General features: G+C 43.2%; 18 protein-coding genes. All 18 read left to right on the top strand.

The window, feature by feature from the left end; translation table 11 throughout:
• Positions 1-30 precede the first annotated feature (30 nt).
• The 18 genes from hslU (at position 31) to fliY (ending at position 15,653) form a co-directional block, all read left to right on the top strand.
• Complete coding sequence (gene hslU, locus NST34_RS20170) at positions 31-1,431, top strand: ATP-dependent protease ATPase subunit HslU (RefSeq protein WP_341128650.1); 1,401 nt, start codon at positions 31-33, stop codon at positions 1,429-1,431.
• A 378-nt stretch (positions 1,432-1,809) separates the two neighbouring features.
• Complete coding sequence (gene flgB, locus NST34_RS20165; protein WP_094869604.1) at positions 1,810-2,217, top strand: flagellar basal body rod protein FlgB; 408 nt, start codon at positions 1,810-1,812, stop codon at positions 2,215-2,217.
• 6 nt (positions 2,218-2,223) lie between these two features.
• Positions 2,224-2,673 (top strand): flagellar basal body rod protein FlgC, encoded by a 450-nt coding sequence (gene flgC, locus NST34_RS20160; protein ID WP_042189452.1) that lies wholly within the window; start codon positions 2,224-2,226, stop codon positions 2,671-2,673.
• 92 nt (positions 2,674-2,765) lie between these two features.
• Entirely contained in the window at positions 2,766-3,077 is a 312-nt protein-coding gene (fliE, locus tag NST34_RS20155) for a flagellar hook-basal body complex protein FliE (protein ID WP_042189451.1), read from the top strand.
• 35 nt (positions 3,078-3,112) lie between these two features.
• The gene (fliF, locus tag NST34_RS20150) at positions 3,113-4,699 is read left to right on the top strand and encodes a flagellar basal-body MS-ring/collar protein FliF (protein WP_341128649.1); all 1,587 of its coding nucleotides are present in this window, start codon (positions 3,113-3,115) and stop codon (positions 4,697-4,699) included.
• A gap of 4 nt (positions 4,700-4,703) precedes the next feature.
• A complete protein-coding gene (fliG, locus tag NST34_RS20145; RefSeq protein WP_341128648.1) occupies positions 4,704-5,720 on the top strand; it encodes a flagellar motor switch protein FliG in 1,017 nt (338 codons plus the stop codon).
• Positions 5,713-6,561: a FliH/SctL family protein gene (locus tag NST34_RS20140; protein WP_341128647.1), complete on the top strand. Its 849-nt coding sequence runs from the start codon at positions 5,713-5,715 to the stop codon at positions 6,559-6,561. The genes fliG and NST34_RS20140 overlap by 8 nt, the downstream gene beginning before the upstream one ends.
• On the top strand, positions 6,542-7,867 hold the full coding sequence (gene fliI, locus NST34_RS20135) for a flagellar protein export ATPase FliI (protein ID WP_042128931.1): 1,326 nt from the start codon (positions 6,542-6,544) through the stop codon (positions 7,865-7,867). The genes NST34_RS20140 and fliI overlap by 20 nt, the downstream gene beginning before the upstream one ends.
• A gap of 9 nt (positions 7,868-7,876) precedes the next feature.
• The gene (fliJ, locus tag NST34_RS20130) at positions 7,877-8,320 is read left to right on the top strand and encodes a flagellar export protein FliJ (protein WP_341128646.1); all 444 of its coding nucleotides are present in this window, start codon (positions 7,877-7,879) and stop codon (positions 8,318-8,320) included.
• A gap of 18 nt (positions 8,321-8,338) precedes the next feature.
• Complete coding sequence (locus tag NST34_RS20125; RefSeq protein ID WP_341128645.1) at positions 8,339-9,274, top strand: MotE family protein; 936 nt, start codon at positions 8,339-8,341, stop codon at positions 9,272-9,274.
• A gap of 25 nt (positions 9,275-9,299) precedes the next feature.
• A complete protein-coding gene (locus NST34_RS20120; RefSeq protein ID WP_341128644.1) occupies positions 9,300-10,772 on the top strand; it encodes a flagellar hook-length control protein FliK in 1,473 nt (490 codons plus the stop codon).
• Positions 10,773-10,804: 32 nt separating this feature from the next.
• The gene (locus NST34_RS20115) at positions 10,805-11,296 is read left to right on the top strand and encodes a flagellar hook capping FlgD N-terminal domain-containing protein (RefSeq protein ID WP_341128643.1); all 492 of its coding nucleotides are present in this window, start codon (positions 10,805-10,807) and stop codon (positions 11,294-11,296) included.
• Entirely contained in the window at positions 11,293-11,676 is a 384-nt protein-coding gene (locus NST34_RS20110) for a TIGR02530 family flagellar biosynthesis protein (RefSeq protein ID WP_341128642.1), read from the top strand. The genes NST34_RS20115 and NST34_RS20110 overlap by 4 nt, the downstream gene beginning before the upstream one ends.
• 104 nt (positions 11,677-11,780) lie before the next feature.
• Positions 11,781-12,599 carry a flagellar basal body rod protein FlgG gene (gene flgG / locus NST34_RS20105; protein WP_341128641.1) on the top strand — a complete coding sequence of 273 codons (819 nt, stop codon included), beginning with the start codon at positions 11,781-11,783 and terminating at the stop codon, positions 12,597-12,599.
• A 90-nt stretch (positions 12,600-12,689) separates the two neighbouring features.
• Positions 12,690-12,914, top strand: coding sequence for a flagellar FlbD family protein (locus tag NST34_RS20100; protein WP_042128923.1), 225 nt, complete (start codon positions 12,690-12,692; stop codon positions 12,912-12,914).
• A complete protein-coding gene (locus NST34_RS20095; RefSeq protein ID WP_341128640.1) occupies positions 12,911-13,378 on the top strand; it encodes a flagellar basal body-associated FliL family protein in 468 nt (155 codons plus the stop codon). Before NST34_RS20100 ends, NST34_RS20095 begins: the two co-directional genes overlap by 4 nt.
• Before the next feature lie 39 nt (positions 13,379-13,417).
• Positions 13,418-14,416: a flagellar motor switch protein FliM gene (fliM, locus tag NST34_RS20090; RefSeq protein ID WP_042189444.1), complete on the top strand. Its 999-nt coding sequence runs from the start codon at positions 13,418-13,420 to the stop codon at positions 14,414-14,416.
• Positions 14,406-15,653 carry a flagellar motor switch phosphatase FliY gene (gene fliY / locus NST34_RS20085; protein WP_341128639.1) on the top strand — a complete coding sequence of 416 codons (1,248 nt, stop codon included), beginning with the start codon at positions 14,406-14,408 and terminating at the stop codon, positions 15,651-15,653. Before fliM ends, fliY begins: the two co-directional genes overlap by 11 nt.
• The last annotated feature ends 15 nt before the right edge of the window (positions 15,654-15,668 follow it).

Raw genomic sequence — 15,668 nt, 5'->3', positions numbered from 1 at the left:
CAGTGCCATAGAGACAAGGAGGAATTCACGATGGTGAATCAATCGCTAACACCCCGTCAAATCGTAGCTGAATTGGATAAATATATTGTAGGTCAGAAACAAGCTAAGAAATCGGTAGCTGTTGCCCTTCGTAATCGTTATCGGCGCAGTCTGCTGGCTGAGGAATTGCGTGATGAAGTTGTTCCTAAGAACATCTTGATGATCGGACCTACTGGTGTAGGGAAAACTGAGATTGCTCGGCGTCTAGCTAAGCTGGTTAATGCTCCGTTCATCAAAGTGGAGGCAACCAAATTCACTGAGGTGGGTTATGTAGGGCGAGATGTGGAGTCTATGGTGCGTGATTTAGTTGAGACCTCTATTCGTATGGTGAAGTTAGAGCGTACGGAAAAGGTGAAGGATCGTGCAGAAGAACTGGCTAATGAGCGGATTGTCTCTATTTTAGTGCCTACGTCTTCAAAAAATAAATCTCAGAAGAATCCTTTTGAGATGATTTTTGGCGGGAACTCTTCACAAGAGGATTCTAAAGAAGATTCCGAACCAGATGGAAGCTTAAGCGAACGCCGTCGCGGGGTTAGATTTAAGCTGCTAGCTGGTCAATTGGAAGAAGATATCATTGAAATAGATGTTGAGGATACAGCGCCATCTATGCTGGATATGTTTGCAGGGCAAGGGAACGACCAGATGGGGATGAATATGCAAGAAATGTTTGGCAGCTTGCTTCCAAAGCGGACGAAGAAACGCAAGCTTCCTATCCGTGAGGCTCGTAAAGTGCTAATTCAGGATGAAGCAACCAAACTGATTGATATGGATGATGTCATTCAGGAATCTGTGACACGCGCTGAACAATCGGGTATTATTTTTATCGATGAGATTGATAAGGTTGCAAGTCAAGGTAAGGGTTCGGGCCCTGATGTATCACGTGAAGGTGTGCAAAGAGATATCCTTCCAATTGTAGAGGGTTCTACAATCATGACAAAATACGGTCCTGTGAAGACGGACTACGTGCTCTTCATGGCTGCCGGGGCTTTTCATGTTGCTAAACCTTCTGATCTGATTCCAGAGCTTCAGGGGCGTTTTCCGATTCGCGTAGAACTAAGCAGTCTGACACTGGAGGATTTTGTTTCCATCTTAACAGAGCCAGAGAACGCTTTGACGAAACAATATGTTAATTTGTTAAAAACCGAGGACATTGAAGTGGAGTTCCAGAAAGATGCTATTTATGAAATTGCCAAAATAGCTGCTTCAGTGAATCAAAATATGGAGAACATAGGTGCTCGGCGTCTTCATACGATTTTGGAGAAGTTATTGGAGGATCTTTCTTTTGAAGCACCTGAGCTGACGCTGGACACTATGGTTATTACACCAGAGTATGTGCGTGAAAAATTGGCAAGTATTGCGCAGGATCGTGATCTAAGTCAGTATATTCTTTAATGCGACAAATTCTTATTCTTTTGGATTTGGGCATATTGAATTAGAAAATTACAATTTAGTGTCATTAATAGGTAAAAAAATGTAAAAAAATGCAATCAAAAAGATAATTTCAAGTTAAAAAAGGAATAAAATAGCAATAAAGTGCTAAAAGCCCTGTCTTTTTTAAAAAGATAGGGCTTATTTCTTATTGTAATAATATACAAATTAAATGAAAATCAATGTATGTGAAAATACTAATAAGTTATACTTTGCGACAGGGTTCGACGTAGAAACTGATAAATAGAGGACTTTTATACTTTATTTGTCGAAATCAAGCAGGTTTTTAAGGAAAGTTGTGGAATTCATTTCATTATGATAGCTTTGAAAGGAGGAATTATCTTGGGATTGCTGAATAGTGTCAGTTTTCAACGATTACAGGGAGGCATTGATGCTGCCTACAAACGACAAAATGTTCTAGCGAATAATGTGGCTAACGAAGATACGCCAAATTTCAAACGTTCTGATGTTTCATTCGAAAGTTTCCTTCAGCAACAAGAAAGTGGAATAAAACCTACACTTAACGCGAAGGTAACGGACTCCCGACATTTTCAATTTGGTACCAACAGAATTGTACCAGCAGCTGTCGTTAGTACAGATGAAACTACCTCGATGAATAATAACGACAACAATGTGGATGTAGAACGAGAAATGGCGTTAAGTGCTGAGAACCAACTCAGGTATAGTTCTTATGTCGAGCAGATCAACAGTCAAATTTCGATGATGCGAGCTGTAATTCAAGGAGGATAAGATTGCATGAACTTTGGGAGTAGTTTTGGGATAAGTGCATCAGCATTAACAGCTCAACGATTGCGGATGGACGTGATTTCCTCCAACGTGGCCAATGCGGAAACTACAAGAGCATCGGTGGTTGATGGCAAAGCCGTTCCTTACCGTCGAAAGCTTGTTGTTATGGAGGCTACCGAAAGCAATAAGTTCTCGAATATACTAAATTCGAAATTAAACGGTAGTAGTAGTGAAGGCGTAAAGGTGCAGTCCATTATAGAAGATACTTCACCGTTAAAGCCAGTTTACAACCCAAGCCATCCTGATGCGGATGCCGAAGGTTATGTCTATATGCCAAACGTAGATATTACCAAAGAAATGGTAGATATGTTATCTGCATCACGTTCTTATGAAGCCAATGTCACGATGCTGAATGCATCTAAAGCTATGGTAAGTAAAGCACTCGAAATTGGGCGCTAAACGTAATTGACACAAGGAACGCTTCCGAAGTGAGTTTTGTACGAAGTGACTCTAGGAAGTATATGCTTACAAAACTTTTAGGAGGGAAACAGTTGATACAGAATATCACTAATGGGGTTCAAGCTGTACAGCAGCTTGCCATGAAACCAACATCTACCGAAGTTTCATCCACTCCTGCTAATGCCATGGAGAGCTTTGGTTCTTATCTTGAGAATGCACTCACTAAAGTAGCAGATCAGGAACAACAAGCAAAGGATATGAGTAATAAATTTGTATTGGGAGAAGTGAACATAGACGAGGTGATGATTTCTTCCCAACAGGCTTTACTGAGTTTGCAGTTGACTACACAAGTCCGGAACAAAGTGATAGAAGCCTATCAAGAAATTATGAGAACTCAAATTTAATTAATTCCTAGCTTAGTTCCGGATGGGGTGACACTGTGAATGAAAGATTTGCCCAATATCGGGAGAAGGTGACCCTGTATTGGAATAGATTTAGTGGTAAACAGAAGATTTTATTTTTTTCAACATTGTTTATCATTCTAATAATAATCGTAGTATTAACCATGCAGCTTTCAAAGACAGAATATGAAGTAGCGTTTCAAGATTTGGACAGCACAGATTCAGCTGGAGTAATGAACTACTTGGATACAGCAGGTGTTTCATACCGATTAAGCCAAGATGGAAAGAGCATCTCCGTGCCAAGCACAGAAGCGGCTCGAATTAAGGTGGATATCGGTTCTCAGGGGATTGTTCAGGGGGGCTCTATCGGTTATAAGGTCTTTAATGAAAATTCGTCAATGATAGGGACGACAGATAGTGAGTTTAATGTGAAGTATAATAATGCATTAAACGGTGAAGTGGAACAGTTAATGAGACGTATGCAAGGAATTAAGGATGCTAAAGTGCTGATTAATCTGCCTAAAGAAACAGTTTTTGCTTCCCAGGCTGACCAAGAGCAAGCATCTGCATCCGTTGTGCTTTCATTTAATCCGGGATTCAGACCCAGCCAAGATAATATTGATGGGTACTTTAACCTAGTAAAGACGGCTGTTCCAAATCTACCAATCGATAACATTACGATTGCTAATAATGAAGTCGAGTTAATGCCTACGGCCAAAGGTGGACAAGCTGGAGTTTCCAGCCAAGTCGAAGAGAACTTCGCTCTTCAGAAGAAATTCGAAGAAGAAGTAAAGAAAGATGTGAAACAATTCCTTAGCACACTCACGGGTCCAGACAAAGTTGATGTTCTTGTATTTTCGAAGTTGAACTTTGACAAGGAAAACCGGAAAGAGAACCTCGTAACCCCTGTGGATACAGAGAACATGAAGGGGATTGAGATCAGTTCACAAATCATTAGTAATTCGTATTCGGGTCAAGGAAATACAACTGGCGGAGTGGCAGGCACTGGTTCACAAGATGTAGCGGGCTATCCTTCACAAGCCGGTACGGATACTTCTACTTCGGAAGAATCTTCTGAAACGAGGAACTATGAAGTAAACCGAATTACAAAGGATGTTATCGCAAGTCCCTTTACTGTTAAAGATTTAACCATAAATGTTGCAGTTGAACCACCTACAGGACAAAATTCTTTGGACGCTGCTACATCGGCAGCAATTCAAAACATTTTGGTAAATATTGTTCGTGCTTCGCTCGCAGATTCAGGTACTACATATACAGACGCTGATTTAACCAAAAAGGTTTCGGTGTATTCTCAACAATTTGGCGGAACCGCTGCTAATACAACACCAGGCGGTCTTGCCACGTGGATGTTATGGGCTATCGGAGCAGCTGCATTGCTGGTTGGAGCAGGTGGAGGATATCTAATCTATCGGAGTCGTAAGAAGACTGTGGAAGAGGAAGATGAAGACATTCCATTGCAGGTTCCTACCGAATTTCCATCTATTAATTTGGAAAGTGTGACGAATGACAGTCAAGTTCGTAAGCAATTGGAAAGTTTGGCCAAGAAAAAGCCAGACGAATTCGTAAATCTGCTGCGTACATGGCTTGCAGACGAACAGAGGTGAACTAATGGCAAAGGCTAGTCAGCAGGGGCTTAGTGGCCGTCAAAAGGCCGCGATCCTGCTTATCACACTAGGGCCCGAGGTATCGGCGCAAATATTCAAACATTTAAGAGACGAGGAGATTGAACAATTAACTCTTGAAATTGCCAATGTCCGTAAAGTTGACAGCAGTGAAAAAGAGACGATCATGTCTGAGTTCCATCAGATATGCCTCGCCCAGGAATATATATCACAAGGCGGTATTAACTACGCCAAAGAGATTCTGGAGAAAGCACTTGGTTCCGCAAAAGCAATGGAGGTCATTAACCGTCTGACTGCGACTTTGCAGGTAAGACCTTTCGATTTTGCACGCAAGGCTGATCCAAACCAGATTTTGAACTTTATCCAGAATGAGAATGTCCAGACTATCGCACTTGTATTGTCTTATCTGCAATTCGAACAAGCCGCAGCTATTCTCTCCTCATTACCTCAAGAGAAGCAGGCGGAGGTGGCTAGAAGAATTGCTGTAATGGACAGCACCTCTCCGGAGGTCATTACTCAAATTGAACGAGTGCTGGAGCAAAAGCTTTCTGCTACAGTAACTCAGGATTATACAAATGCTGGCGGTATCGAATCAATCGTACAAATCTTGAATGGAGTTGACCGTGGGACAGAGCGCACAATTCTGGATTCTCTCGAAATTCAAGATCCAGAGCTCGCCGAGGAAATCAAGAAGCGGATGTTCGTATTCGAGGATATTGTCAATGTGGATAATCGTTCGATTCAGCGTATTATTCGTGATATTGATAATGCGGACCTGCAGCTTGCTCTTAAGGTTGCAAGCGAAGAAGTACGAGATGTTATTTTCCGGAATATGTCCAAACGTATGGCAGAGACATTCCGAGAAGAAATGGAATACATGGGTCCTGTGCGGCTACGTGATGTAGAAGAAGCGCAAACGCGTATTGTAGGTACGATCCGCAGACTCGAAGAGTCTGGAGAAATTATCATCGCTCGTGGCGGAGGAGATGACATCATTGTCTAAGCTGATTAAGCATTCTCAGTATGTTCCAGTTGATGTACTGAAAAGATTGGAGCAGGCCCGGCACTATGCGGGCCTAACTGAGGAGCCCGTTCCAGAGGAGACTGTAAGCGAGACTCACTATCATGATCCCGCTCGTGAAGAGGCTGAAGTGGCACGTAAGCAAATGCTTAAAGACGCCCAAGAATTTGCTGAAGAGCAAGTACGGAATGCCTCTCTTGAAGCGGAACAGATTGTTGAATCCTCAAAAGCGGAGGCTGAAGAGTGGTGGAACGAGCGGCGTGAGCAGGATGAACATCTGGTCGAGGCCGTCAAAGCCGATGCTTATCAGCTAGGGTATCAAGAAGGTGTTTCTCAAGCTGAGCAAGAGATGAAGCTCAAAATTGCAGCGATGATGGATGAAGCGCGTGCTGTTTTAACTGAAGCCTATAAGGCAAGGGATGTCATTATTCAGGAAGCTGAACCTTTCTTGGTTGAGCTAAGCTGTGATATTGCGGAGAAAATTGTGGATAGACAGTTAACGGTTGAGCCGCAGTTTGCAATGGATTTGATTCGGAAGAATCTAGCTCGTAAACGTGAGCAGGGGCTGATCTCACTGTGTGTATCACCTGCGCAGTTCGCTTTCGTAAACGCAGCAAGGGAAGAATTGTCATTAGCGGTTGACTCGCAGGCTGAACTACAGATCTTGCCTGACTCGACTGTGAAAGATCAAGGTTGTGTAATCCGCTCCTCCTTTGGCAGCATAGATGCCCGAATTGATACTCAGCTTGCAGAAATCAAGAAAGAGCTGGTTAGAGTCGCGCTGGACATCGATGAGCAGAGAAATGGGGAAGAAGATGCTTGATAGTAACCGTTATAAGGAGCAACTTCGTAATCTCGATCCGGTGAGGATCAATGGGAAAGTGACGCAGGTTATCGGTCTTATGGTTGAATCGGAAGGACCTGATGCTAGCATTGGTGATGTGTGCTATATCTATCCTTCTAAAGGAAATAAGCCGCTGCAAGCTGAAGTCGTTGGTTTCCGTGACAACAAGGTGCTATTAATGCCACTTGGAGAACTGCAGGCCATTGGACCTGGTTGTGATGTAGTGGGAACAGGCAAGCCGCTTAGTGTTCAGGTGGGTTCAGAATTGCTGGGTAAGGTACTGGATGGTCTAGGGCAACCGCTTGATGGTTCCCTGATCCCAGCTCGAATGCCACATAGTTCGACCTTTAACATTCCGTCCAATCCACTCAATAGACCGCGAGTGCAAGAACCTATTAGCATCGGTGTAAGAGCGATAGATGGTTTGCTAACAATTGGTAAAGGTCAGCGGGTGGGGATTTTCGCTGGTTCAGGGGTCGGCAAAAGTACGCTCATGGGAATGATTGCACGTAATACATCAGCAGATGTTAATGTTATCGCTCTGATTGGGGAACGTGGCAGGGAAGTACTGGATTTCATCGAACGCGATTTGGGACCTGAGGGTTTGCAGAGGTCAGTCGTTATTGTCGCTACATCTGATCAGCCTGCATTAATTCGAATTAAGGGAGCACTTATTGCTACTACGATTGCTGAGTATTTTCGGGATCGTGGACTTAATGTGATGCTGATGATGGATTCGGTCACTCGTTATGCTATGGCTCAACGTGAAGTTGGACTTGCAGTCGGGGAACCGCCAGCTATGAGAGGTTACACACCATCGGTGTTTGCAAGCTTACCCAAACTACTAGAACGCGCCGGAACTGGTCCTACGGGCTCTATCACAGCTTTTTACACTGTGTTGGTTGATGGTGATGACATGAATGAGCCAATCGCCGATGCAGTGAGAGGAATACTCGATGGACATATCGTCCTTAATCGAAGTATTGCGAACAAAGGACATTTTCCAGCAATAGATGTGCTTTCCAGTATTAGTCGTGTAATGAAGGATATTGCGCCAGAAGAACAGATCGCCGCAGCAGAGAATGTTAAGCGACTAATGGCCGTGTACAAGGATTCAGAAGATTTAATTAACATCGGAGCGTATCAGAGAGGCTCCAATGCTCAAATCGATGAGTCGATGGAGTATATAGACAGTATATGGGAATTCACCAAACAAAGAGTGAATGAAAAAGTTACGCTGGCTGAAGTTCAACAGTCTTTAATTTCACACTTCTCGAGGAGTTGATTCAGTATCATGAGATTTCATTATACTTTTCAAAAAGTCGTTGACTTGAAGGGCAATGAGAAGACACAGGCAGAATGGATGCTCTCAAGCGCACTTGGAGAATTGCAGGCACAGGAAAGAAGCCTGGATGAACTCACCTTTCAGCGGAGCGCTATTATGTTATCTTTACAAAATGCCGCAGAACAAAAGACACCTGTGGCGAAGATTCGTGAAATGCAAGAATATGTAGAATACCTGGATATTTGCATTGCCCGTAAGCATAGGGACATTAGAAGTGCACATCAGGAAGTCTTGAAGAAACAAGATCAGTTAAGCACAAAAGTGTTAGACGAGAAAGTATGGTTAAAGGCAAAAGATAAGGCTGAGACACAGTTTCAGCAAAGTATGATTTTACGGGAACAAAACGAACTGGATGAGATGGCAACCGTCCGCTTCGCGATGAAATCCCTCTAACCCGGGAGGTTTCCGCTAGTGGCTAACAATGATATGGAACTTGAAAATGAAGGGTCAGCGGGGAAATTTGAGCGGTTCTTATTTTTAATGATACCGATTATCTTCACGCTAGTACTGCTTGGAGTACTGTTGATGCTTTTTAATATGGACATTCGTAATAATGTGCTTCAGGTTGCGAATAAAATTCCTCTACTGGAAAAGTGGGTTCCAGATCCACCGGCAGATCCAGCAGATCCGAAACAGCAGAGCAAAAAGCAGGAAGTGAGCTCAAACTCAACGATTAAGGAGCTCAAAGCTCAGCTTGCCCAGCAGGCAGATGAATTGAAGAAGGTCACAGATGAAAAAACAGCCCAGGATACCAAGGTTCAGGCGCTAGAGTCGCAAATTGAGGGAATGAAGACGGAAGCTGCTGCAGCTGCTGAAGTAAACAGTGAGGAAACAGAAGACCCTTATCAGAAGCAGGTTACTGATCTGGCGAAGCTGTACGCAGGCATGAAAGCTTCCAAAGCTGCACCGATTATGGAGAATTTGACTACAGAAGAGATGGTGCAGATATTCAGCGTAATGAATAAAGCGAGTAAAACTGCGATTCTGGAAAAAATGGATCCTCAAAAAGCGGCAGATGTGACGATTAAGTTGAAAGAAACTACCTCTTCGGGTGATATGGCTATTGCTGCTCTTCAATCTAGATTGAAAAAAGAAGCAGGGACTACTCAAACGACTAAAACTAGTACAAATCTGGATAAGGAAAAGTTGAACCAAACCTTTAGTTCAATGACGCCTGCCAATGCAGCTTCTCTACTAGGAGAAATGTATAAGATTAGCCCTGATAAAGTAGTAACGATTATGAATACCGTAAGTGATAGTGTTCGTTCTTCGATTTTAGGGGAAATGACTAAAAATGATAGTGCGCAAACCGCGAAGATTGTTAACCGTTTGATGGGTGCTAAATAAATATTGAAAGGAGGTGAAAAATAATATGAGTTTAGTGGTTCAATCGCTTGTGAGCGCAAATGCTACAGCTGCAAGTGGTAGCTCATCGACTTCTACTGGCACAACAGCTGCTGTACCTTTCGCGCAGACTTTAGTGCAAACTATGGGAGGAAACACAGCTAACACCACATCGGTAGCTACTGATCCGCTTCTGGGAAATCTAGCCTCTTTATTGCAAGGTCTTTTAAAGGAAGTGCAGACAACTGGAGAAGATCAAGGGGGACAAGATACGCAGAATTCTGATCTTATCGTGAAGCTAACTGCTGATGTTGAAAATCTAGATGAAAGCATCAATAGCGATCCAGCTATGCTGGCTGCTTTGCAAGCTTGGCTTCTTCAGGTATCAGCTCTTTTATCAGGAAGTCAAGCAACTGAGGGTAATGCTACATCTGAAACGGGGTCGGCAGGAAGCTTATCGCCGTTAGCTCAGAATGCGGATACGCTGCGATTTGCTGTTCAAGATGATTTGCACAGTTTAGTTACTATGATTCAGGAAGCTGCTGTCAGTGGGAACGAAGAAGCTGCTAGTAAAGGGATAAGCCTGTTAAATAATTTCACGGCAATACTAGAACAGACCTCCGCTAATAAGGGGAAGGGAAAGAACTCCAGTTTAACTGAAAATTCTGGTGTATCTACACAACAACCTTTAGTGACTGAAAGCAAGGGGAATTCGACGGACAAATCCATTCAAAATCTAAGCAACCGTACTGGAGAAGCTGCTGCAATTAAAAATGAAGTAATTCTAACTTCGCCTGTGGCCTCAGGGACTGTTCAAGATCCTGAAGCTGAGCCTACGAACACGCCATTGATTAAGACCAGTGCAGCTGGAGAAACGAATCTGGGAGAATCATCACAAGATTCCATATCCGGGACTTCAACCTTAGAAGGAGATCATGAGGTTGTCACTGCAGGTCAACTAGCTCTTCGGGGAGGAATTACAGCTCCGCTGAAGACTGAGGCACCAGTAGCTCCTGTACCTGTTCATCAGTTTGCACAGGAAATGACCAGTTTTATTACAGGTAAATTGGAGATTGTGCAAAAAGGTGGATTAGCTGAAGCTACGATATCACTCTTTCCAGAAAATCTCGGACAAGTGGATGTTAAGATTACCATGCAAAACGGTCATCTGGTTGCACAGTTTATGACTGAACATTCTGGAGCTAAGGATATGCTGGAACAGCAGATGAACCAACTTCGAGCAGCGTTACAATCACAAGGCCTCCAGGTAGAGAAATTGGAAGTCACCCAAAATAATACCCCACTCAATTCACAATGGGGTCAAGAAGGACGCCAACCTGGTTCTGGCAGTGGGCAGCAGGGTAGACGCTCTAAAGAAAGCAGCGAGGAAGCTAATGATGCCGTTTTAGCAGCAGAGTTAAATGGTGAATGGAAAGAATGGGTTTCAAACGCAGGGCAAGAAGATCAGTTTCAGGGTGGATCTTTCTCTGCTAAAGCTTAAACATATCAGAAGTGAAAGAGAGGTGAACGGTTATGACGGCAACGACTCCTCCTGTTTCTACCAAAGACCAGTGGAATTATACAGTTCCTGAATCTACTAAAACAACAGGAAGTTCTGCCTTGGGGAAGGATCAATTTTTGAAGATATTGATCACCCAGCTACAGAATCAAGATCCGATGCAACCGATGCAAGATAAAGAATTTATTGCTCAAATGGCACAGTTTACATCTGTAGAGCAGCTGATGAACATCTCTACACAGCTTACATCCATGAATCAGTCTCTTGGCTCAGTATCCGGCTTGATTGGTAAAGATATCACATGGACGGATACTGCCACAAATTTACCTAAGACAGGGAATGTTGAATCAATCGTTGTCAGCAAGGGGATTCAATATGCGGTTGTTGGGAAAGACAGAATCGCTTTAACTGATATTACACAAATTCAAAATGCATCTGCAGAAAGTGGTTCTGGCACAGAAAGTAATACTCCGGAGAATGGCGGAGGAAGCGGGGAGACAGTATGAGTGACAGGCTAACTATTGGCCAATTGTATCCTGCGTCCCTACATTCCTCAACGTTACAGCGCTCTTCGATACCGAAGCAGATTGTGCCTGGAGAAGCAACCTTTGAGAGCGTACTGCAACAGAAGCTACTAAAATTCAGCAATCATGCTGCTAAGCGTCTTGAACAAAGAGGAATAGAGCTTGGAAGCAGACAACTGGATCAGATTTCTTCTGCTGTAGATAAAGCTGCAGCTAAAGGAAGCAAAGAATCCTTGATATTAATGAAGGACTTGGCATTTATCGTAAGTGTTCCGAATCGTACGGTTGTAACCGCTATGGATGGTAATTCGATAAAAGATAATGTGTTTACACAAATAGACAGTGCCATTGTGATTTCATAATCGGCTGGTCCTAACGGAAAGCCGAGGCGGCCGCTGACCGACTGACGTGGTCCCAATTCACTTAGTAAGTTATTAGGACTCTATAATCTGGGAGGACAACAATTATGTTAAGATCTATGTATTCAGGGGTTTCGGGGATGAGAGGCTTTCAGACTAAGCTTGATGTAATCGGTAATAACATTGCCAATGTCAATACAATTGGCTTTAAATCGGGACGCGTTATGTTTAAGGACATTATGAGCCAAACCGTTTCTGGAGTAACAGCTCCAAGTGACGATGGGGCAGGTGGTGTGAATGCTAAACAAGTCGGACTGGGTGTAAGCATCGCTTCTATTGATACACTCCATTTAGCTGGTAGTGCTCAAACTACTAACAATCCGACAGATTTGCGTATTGACGGAGATGGTTTTTTCCTAGTGAAGCTTTCAGAAGATCAAGAAACACCTTTCTTGACTCGTGCAGGAGATTTCCACATAGATGCTGCGCGTAACCTTGTTACTTCTGACGGACTCCATGTACTAGATTCCGGAGGTGGACTGATTCAACTGGCTGAAGAAGTAACTGCATTCTCCATTTCCAATGATGGAACAATTATTCAGACCATGGAAGATGGAACGACTGAACCGGGTTTGCAAATTGGAGTAGCCAAGGTAACCAATCCGGCAGGTTTGGAAAAAATAGGTGGAAATTTATACCGTATGACACTTAATGCGAATGCAGAAGGCGAACTTGTTCCGACTACAGCGAATAATACAGAAGATGGCACTGGGGCGATCATTTCTGGTCAACTCGAAATGTCCAATGTGGACCTTACGAATGAATTCACAGAAATGATCGTGTCGCAACGTGGATTCCAGGCGAACTCCCGTATCATTACGACTTCTGATGAAGTGCTGCAGGAAGTAGTTAACCTGAAGCGTTAATTTTATCAATAATTTAATATCTTTTTTAAAGGTTAACGTGGAGTCGTGGGGGAGATACCCCCTCCCCCAATTTTTGTTAGGAGGCCTGTTATGATATCGGTAACGAGATTAAATGGAACACCGATGTGGATCAATGCCCTACTGGTAGAAATGGTAGAAGAAAGCCCGGATACATATATTACGCTGGTAACCGGAAAAAGACTGATCGTGCTTGAAAAAGCGGATGAAGTTATTACGAAGATCCGGGATTATAACAGGGACATAGGCACATATGCTGCCACCATTAAAGTCCAGTCAATGGAGGAGCTAACATGAAGAAGATGCTGCCATGGTTACTTACGATTTTACTTGCGATTACACTTATCGTGATAGCCGCATTTCTATTAATGGACAAGATCTTTCCAAAAGATACGAATGATGTAAATGCTGCGGTTCAAAGTGTGGAAACCAAGCATTTAACTGCAGATGAAATCGTCGAATTAACGGCAGAGATCACAGAGATCAAAACAAATCTTGCTGATCCCGATTATATCGTTCAAATAGATTTCGCCTTCCAACTGAATTCTGCGAAATCAAAGGAAGCATTCGAAAAAATAAAAGAGATCAAAATCAAACCAATTATTATCAAAACGCTTGCAGATACCAAACCTGAGGAGCTTAATGGAGCAAATGGCAAGGACCAGCTTAGCAGCAAGCTTGTTAATCTGATCAATAAGACATTGACCGAAGGCAAAATCACTCAGATCGAAGTCACCAAATACCTTTTGGCTTCTATGTAGCTTCAGGCATGATAATTCTTTGATAGGGGGGTGATTGAATTGGTTGATGTACTATCACAAAACGAAATAGATGCTCTACTTGCTGCACTTTCTTCAGGTGAGATGGATGCCGATGAACTTAAAAAGGAAGAAACTCAGAAGAAGATCCGATCTTATGACTTTAAACGGGCTGTTCGATTTTCTAAAGATCATATTCGAAGTCTTACAAGGATTCATGACAATTTCGCACGCTATCTTACAACGTACTTTTCAGCCCAATTACGCACCTTTGTGCAGATTAATGTCGTTCAAGTAGAGCAGCTCCCTTATGATGAATTCATTCGTTCCATTCCGAAAATGACAATACTGAACATTTTTGAAGCCGAACCTTTAGAAGGTCGAATGGTAATGGAAGTTCATCCAAACATCGCTTTCGCTATGCTGGACAGATTGCTGGGCGGTTTTGGGACTGCGCCATCTAAGATTAATGCTTTAACTGAAATCGAAACAACGATTATGGAGCGTATCTTCAGCAGATGTTTTGAGAGCTTGCAGGAAGCTTGGAAGACTGTGCTTGATATCCATCCGCGCATGGAAGCGCTAGAAACGAACCCACAGTTCATGCAAATTGTATCGCCCAATGAGACCATTGCATTAATCTCATTAAGCACCAAAATTGGAGATACAACAGGTATGATCAATCTTTGCATACCGCACGTCGTTCTGGAACCAATAATGTCTAGACTATCTGTTCACCAATGGTTTGTAACAGAGAAGAAGACGCGGGATGCAGATGAACTTGAAGCTATTAAAGCTAGAGTTCACAAGGCGAAACTGCCGATTGTCGCTGAACTTGGTGAATCGAGCTTATCTATATCTGAGTTTCTTGGGCTTAGCGTCGGTGACGTGATCTCACTGAACAGGAATGTAGATTCTGGACTCTCGATTAAGGTAGGGGAGAAGCTTAAGTTCATCGGAAGTCCTGGAATGGTGAAAGACCGGGTAGCCGTGCAAATAGACGAGATTGTCAGTGAAGGAGTTGAAGAATTTGACGAGTAAAGATTATTTATCCCAAGACGAAATCGACGCCCTTCTGAGACAATCTGCGGAAGGCTCATTGGCTCCTTCAGAGAAAACGGTAAATGACTATTTAACACCGTTTGAACAGGATGCTTTGGGTGAAATCGGTAATATAACGTTTGGTAGTGCAGCGACAGCTCTTTCCACATTACTGGGGAAAAAGGTTGATATTACAACCCCTCAAGTTTCCATCATTACACGCGGGGAATTTGAAGTGGCTTTTCCTAAACCACATGTAGCTGTACACGTGGAATATGTAGATGGATTTCAAGGTATAAATTCACTTGTTATTAAGATTAGGGATGCACAGGTCATCGCTGATTTAATGCTTGGTGGAGAAGGTGAACCCAAGGATGAAGAATTGAATGAAATTCATATAAGTGCTGTTCAGGAAGCTATGAACCAAATGATGGGTTCTTCTGCCACATCAATGTCTACTATTTTCAATCGATTTGTTAATATTTCGCCTCCGGGTATCGACATTCTGAATATGTCCAGCGGTGAAGGCGTAGGCAGCTTGCCAACTGACGAAACCTTAATTCGTATTTCTTTCCGACTTAAGATTGGAGATTTAATCGACTCTACCATTATGCAGCTCTTGCCTGTTCAGTTTGCTAAGGATATGGTAACGATGCTTCTAGGTGATGTGAGCCCTGCAGCGCAGGAGGCTGCAGTTACGGCAACAGAGACTCCAGATCATGAAACGCCGCCTGTAGCTCCTTCATTGCAACAGGCACCTTCACAGCCCACTGGAGGATATTATTATCCTCCAGCAGGAATGCCGGCGTATGGCATGCCAGGGATGCCACCCTACGGAATGCCGCCTCAAGGCATGCCGCCTCAAGGCATGCCTTATGGGCAGACACCACCGCTTAGTCCTGAAGCGAATCGCAATGTAAATGTACAGCCTGTACAATTTGCTAACCTTAACGGTGGAGCTTTTGGTCATATTGATGAAAACAATTTAAATTTATTGATGGACATACCGCTTAGAGTAACCGTAGAATTAGGAAGGACCCAGAAGCAGATTAAAGATATTTTAGAAATGTCTCAAGGCTCGATCATTGAGCTGGACAAGCTCGCCGGTGAGCCTGTAGATATTTTGGTTAACAACAAGCTTATTGCCAAAGGTGAAGTCGTAGTTATCGACGAAAACTTCGGCGTACGCGTTACGGATATCGTCAGCCAGTGGGACCGAATTCAGAAATTACAATAAGCATACTTAGGGAGG

This window comes from Paenibacillus sp. FSL H7-0714 (assembly GCF_038003765.1).
In the GTDB taxonomy this organism is placed as follows: domain Bacteria; phylum Bacillota; class Bacilli; order Paenibacillales; family Paenibacillaceae; genus Paenibacillus_AQ.
This window is presented reverse-complemented; position numbering and strand designations above follow the sequence as displayed.

Excerpts from the sequence above, each read along its gene's own strand:
- hslU (WP_341128650.1), top strand. The coding sequence starts at position 31 with ATGGTGAATCAATCGCTAACACCCCGTCAAATCGTAGCTGAATTGGAT.
- flgC (WP_042189452.1), top strand. The coding sequence starts at position 2,224 with ATGAACTTTGGGAGTAGTTTTGGGATAAGTGCATCAGCATTAACAGCT.
- fliG (WP_341128648.1), top strand. The coding sequence starts at position 4,704 with ATGGCAAAGGCTAGTCAGCAGGGGCTTAGTGGCCGTCAAAAGGCCGCG.
- fliI (WP_042128931.1), top strand. The coding sequence starts at position 6,542 with ATGGGGAAGAAGATGCTTGATAGTAACCGTTATAAGGAGCAACTTCGT.
- fliJ (WP_341128646.1), top strand. The coding sequence starts at position 7,877 with ATGAGATTTCATTATACTTTTCAAAAAGTCGTTGACTTGAAGGGCAAT.
- NST34_RS20120 (WP_341128644.1), top strand. The coding sequence starts at position 9,300 with ATGAGTTTAGTGGTTCAATCGCTTGTGAGCGCAAATGCTACAGCTGCA.
- NST34_RS20115 (WP_341128643.1), top strand. The coding sequence starts at position 10,805 with ATGACGGCAACGACTCCTCCTGTTTCTACCAAAGACCAGTGGAATTAT.
- NST34_RS20110 (WP_341128642.1), top strand. The coding sequence starts at position 11,293 with ATGAGTGACAGGCTAACTATTGGCCAATTGTATCCTGCGTCCCTACAT.
- flgG (WP_341128641.1), top strand. The coding sequence starts at position 11,781 with ATGTTAAGATCTATGTATTCAGGGGTTTCGGGGATGAGAGGCTTTCAG.
- NST34_RS20100 (WP_042128923.1), top strand. The coding sequence starts at position 12,690 with ATGATATCGGTAACGAGATTAAATGGAACACCGATGTGGATCAATGCC.
- NST34_RS20095 (WP_341128640.1), top strand. The coding sequence starts at position 12,911 with ATGAAGAAGATGCTGCCATGGTTACTTACGATTTTACTTGCGATTACA.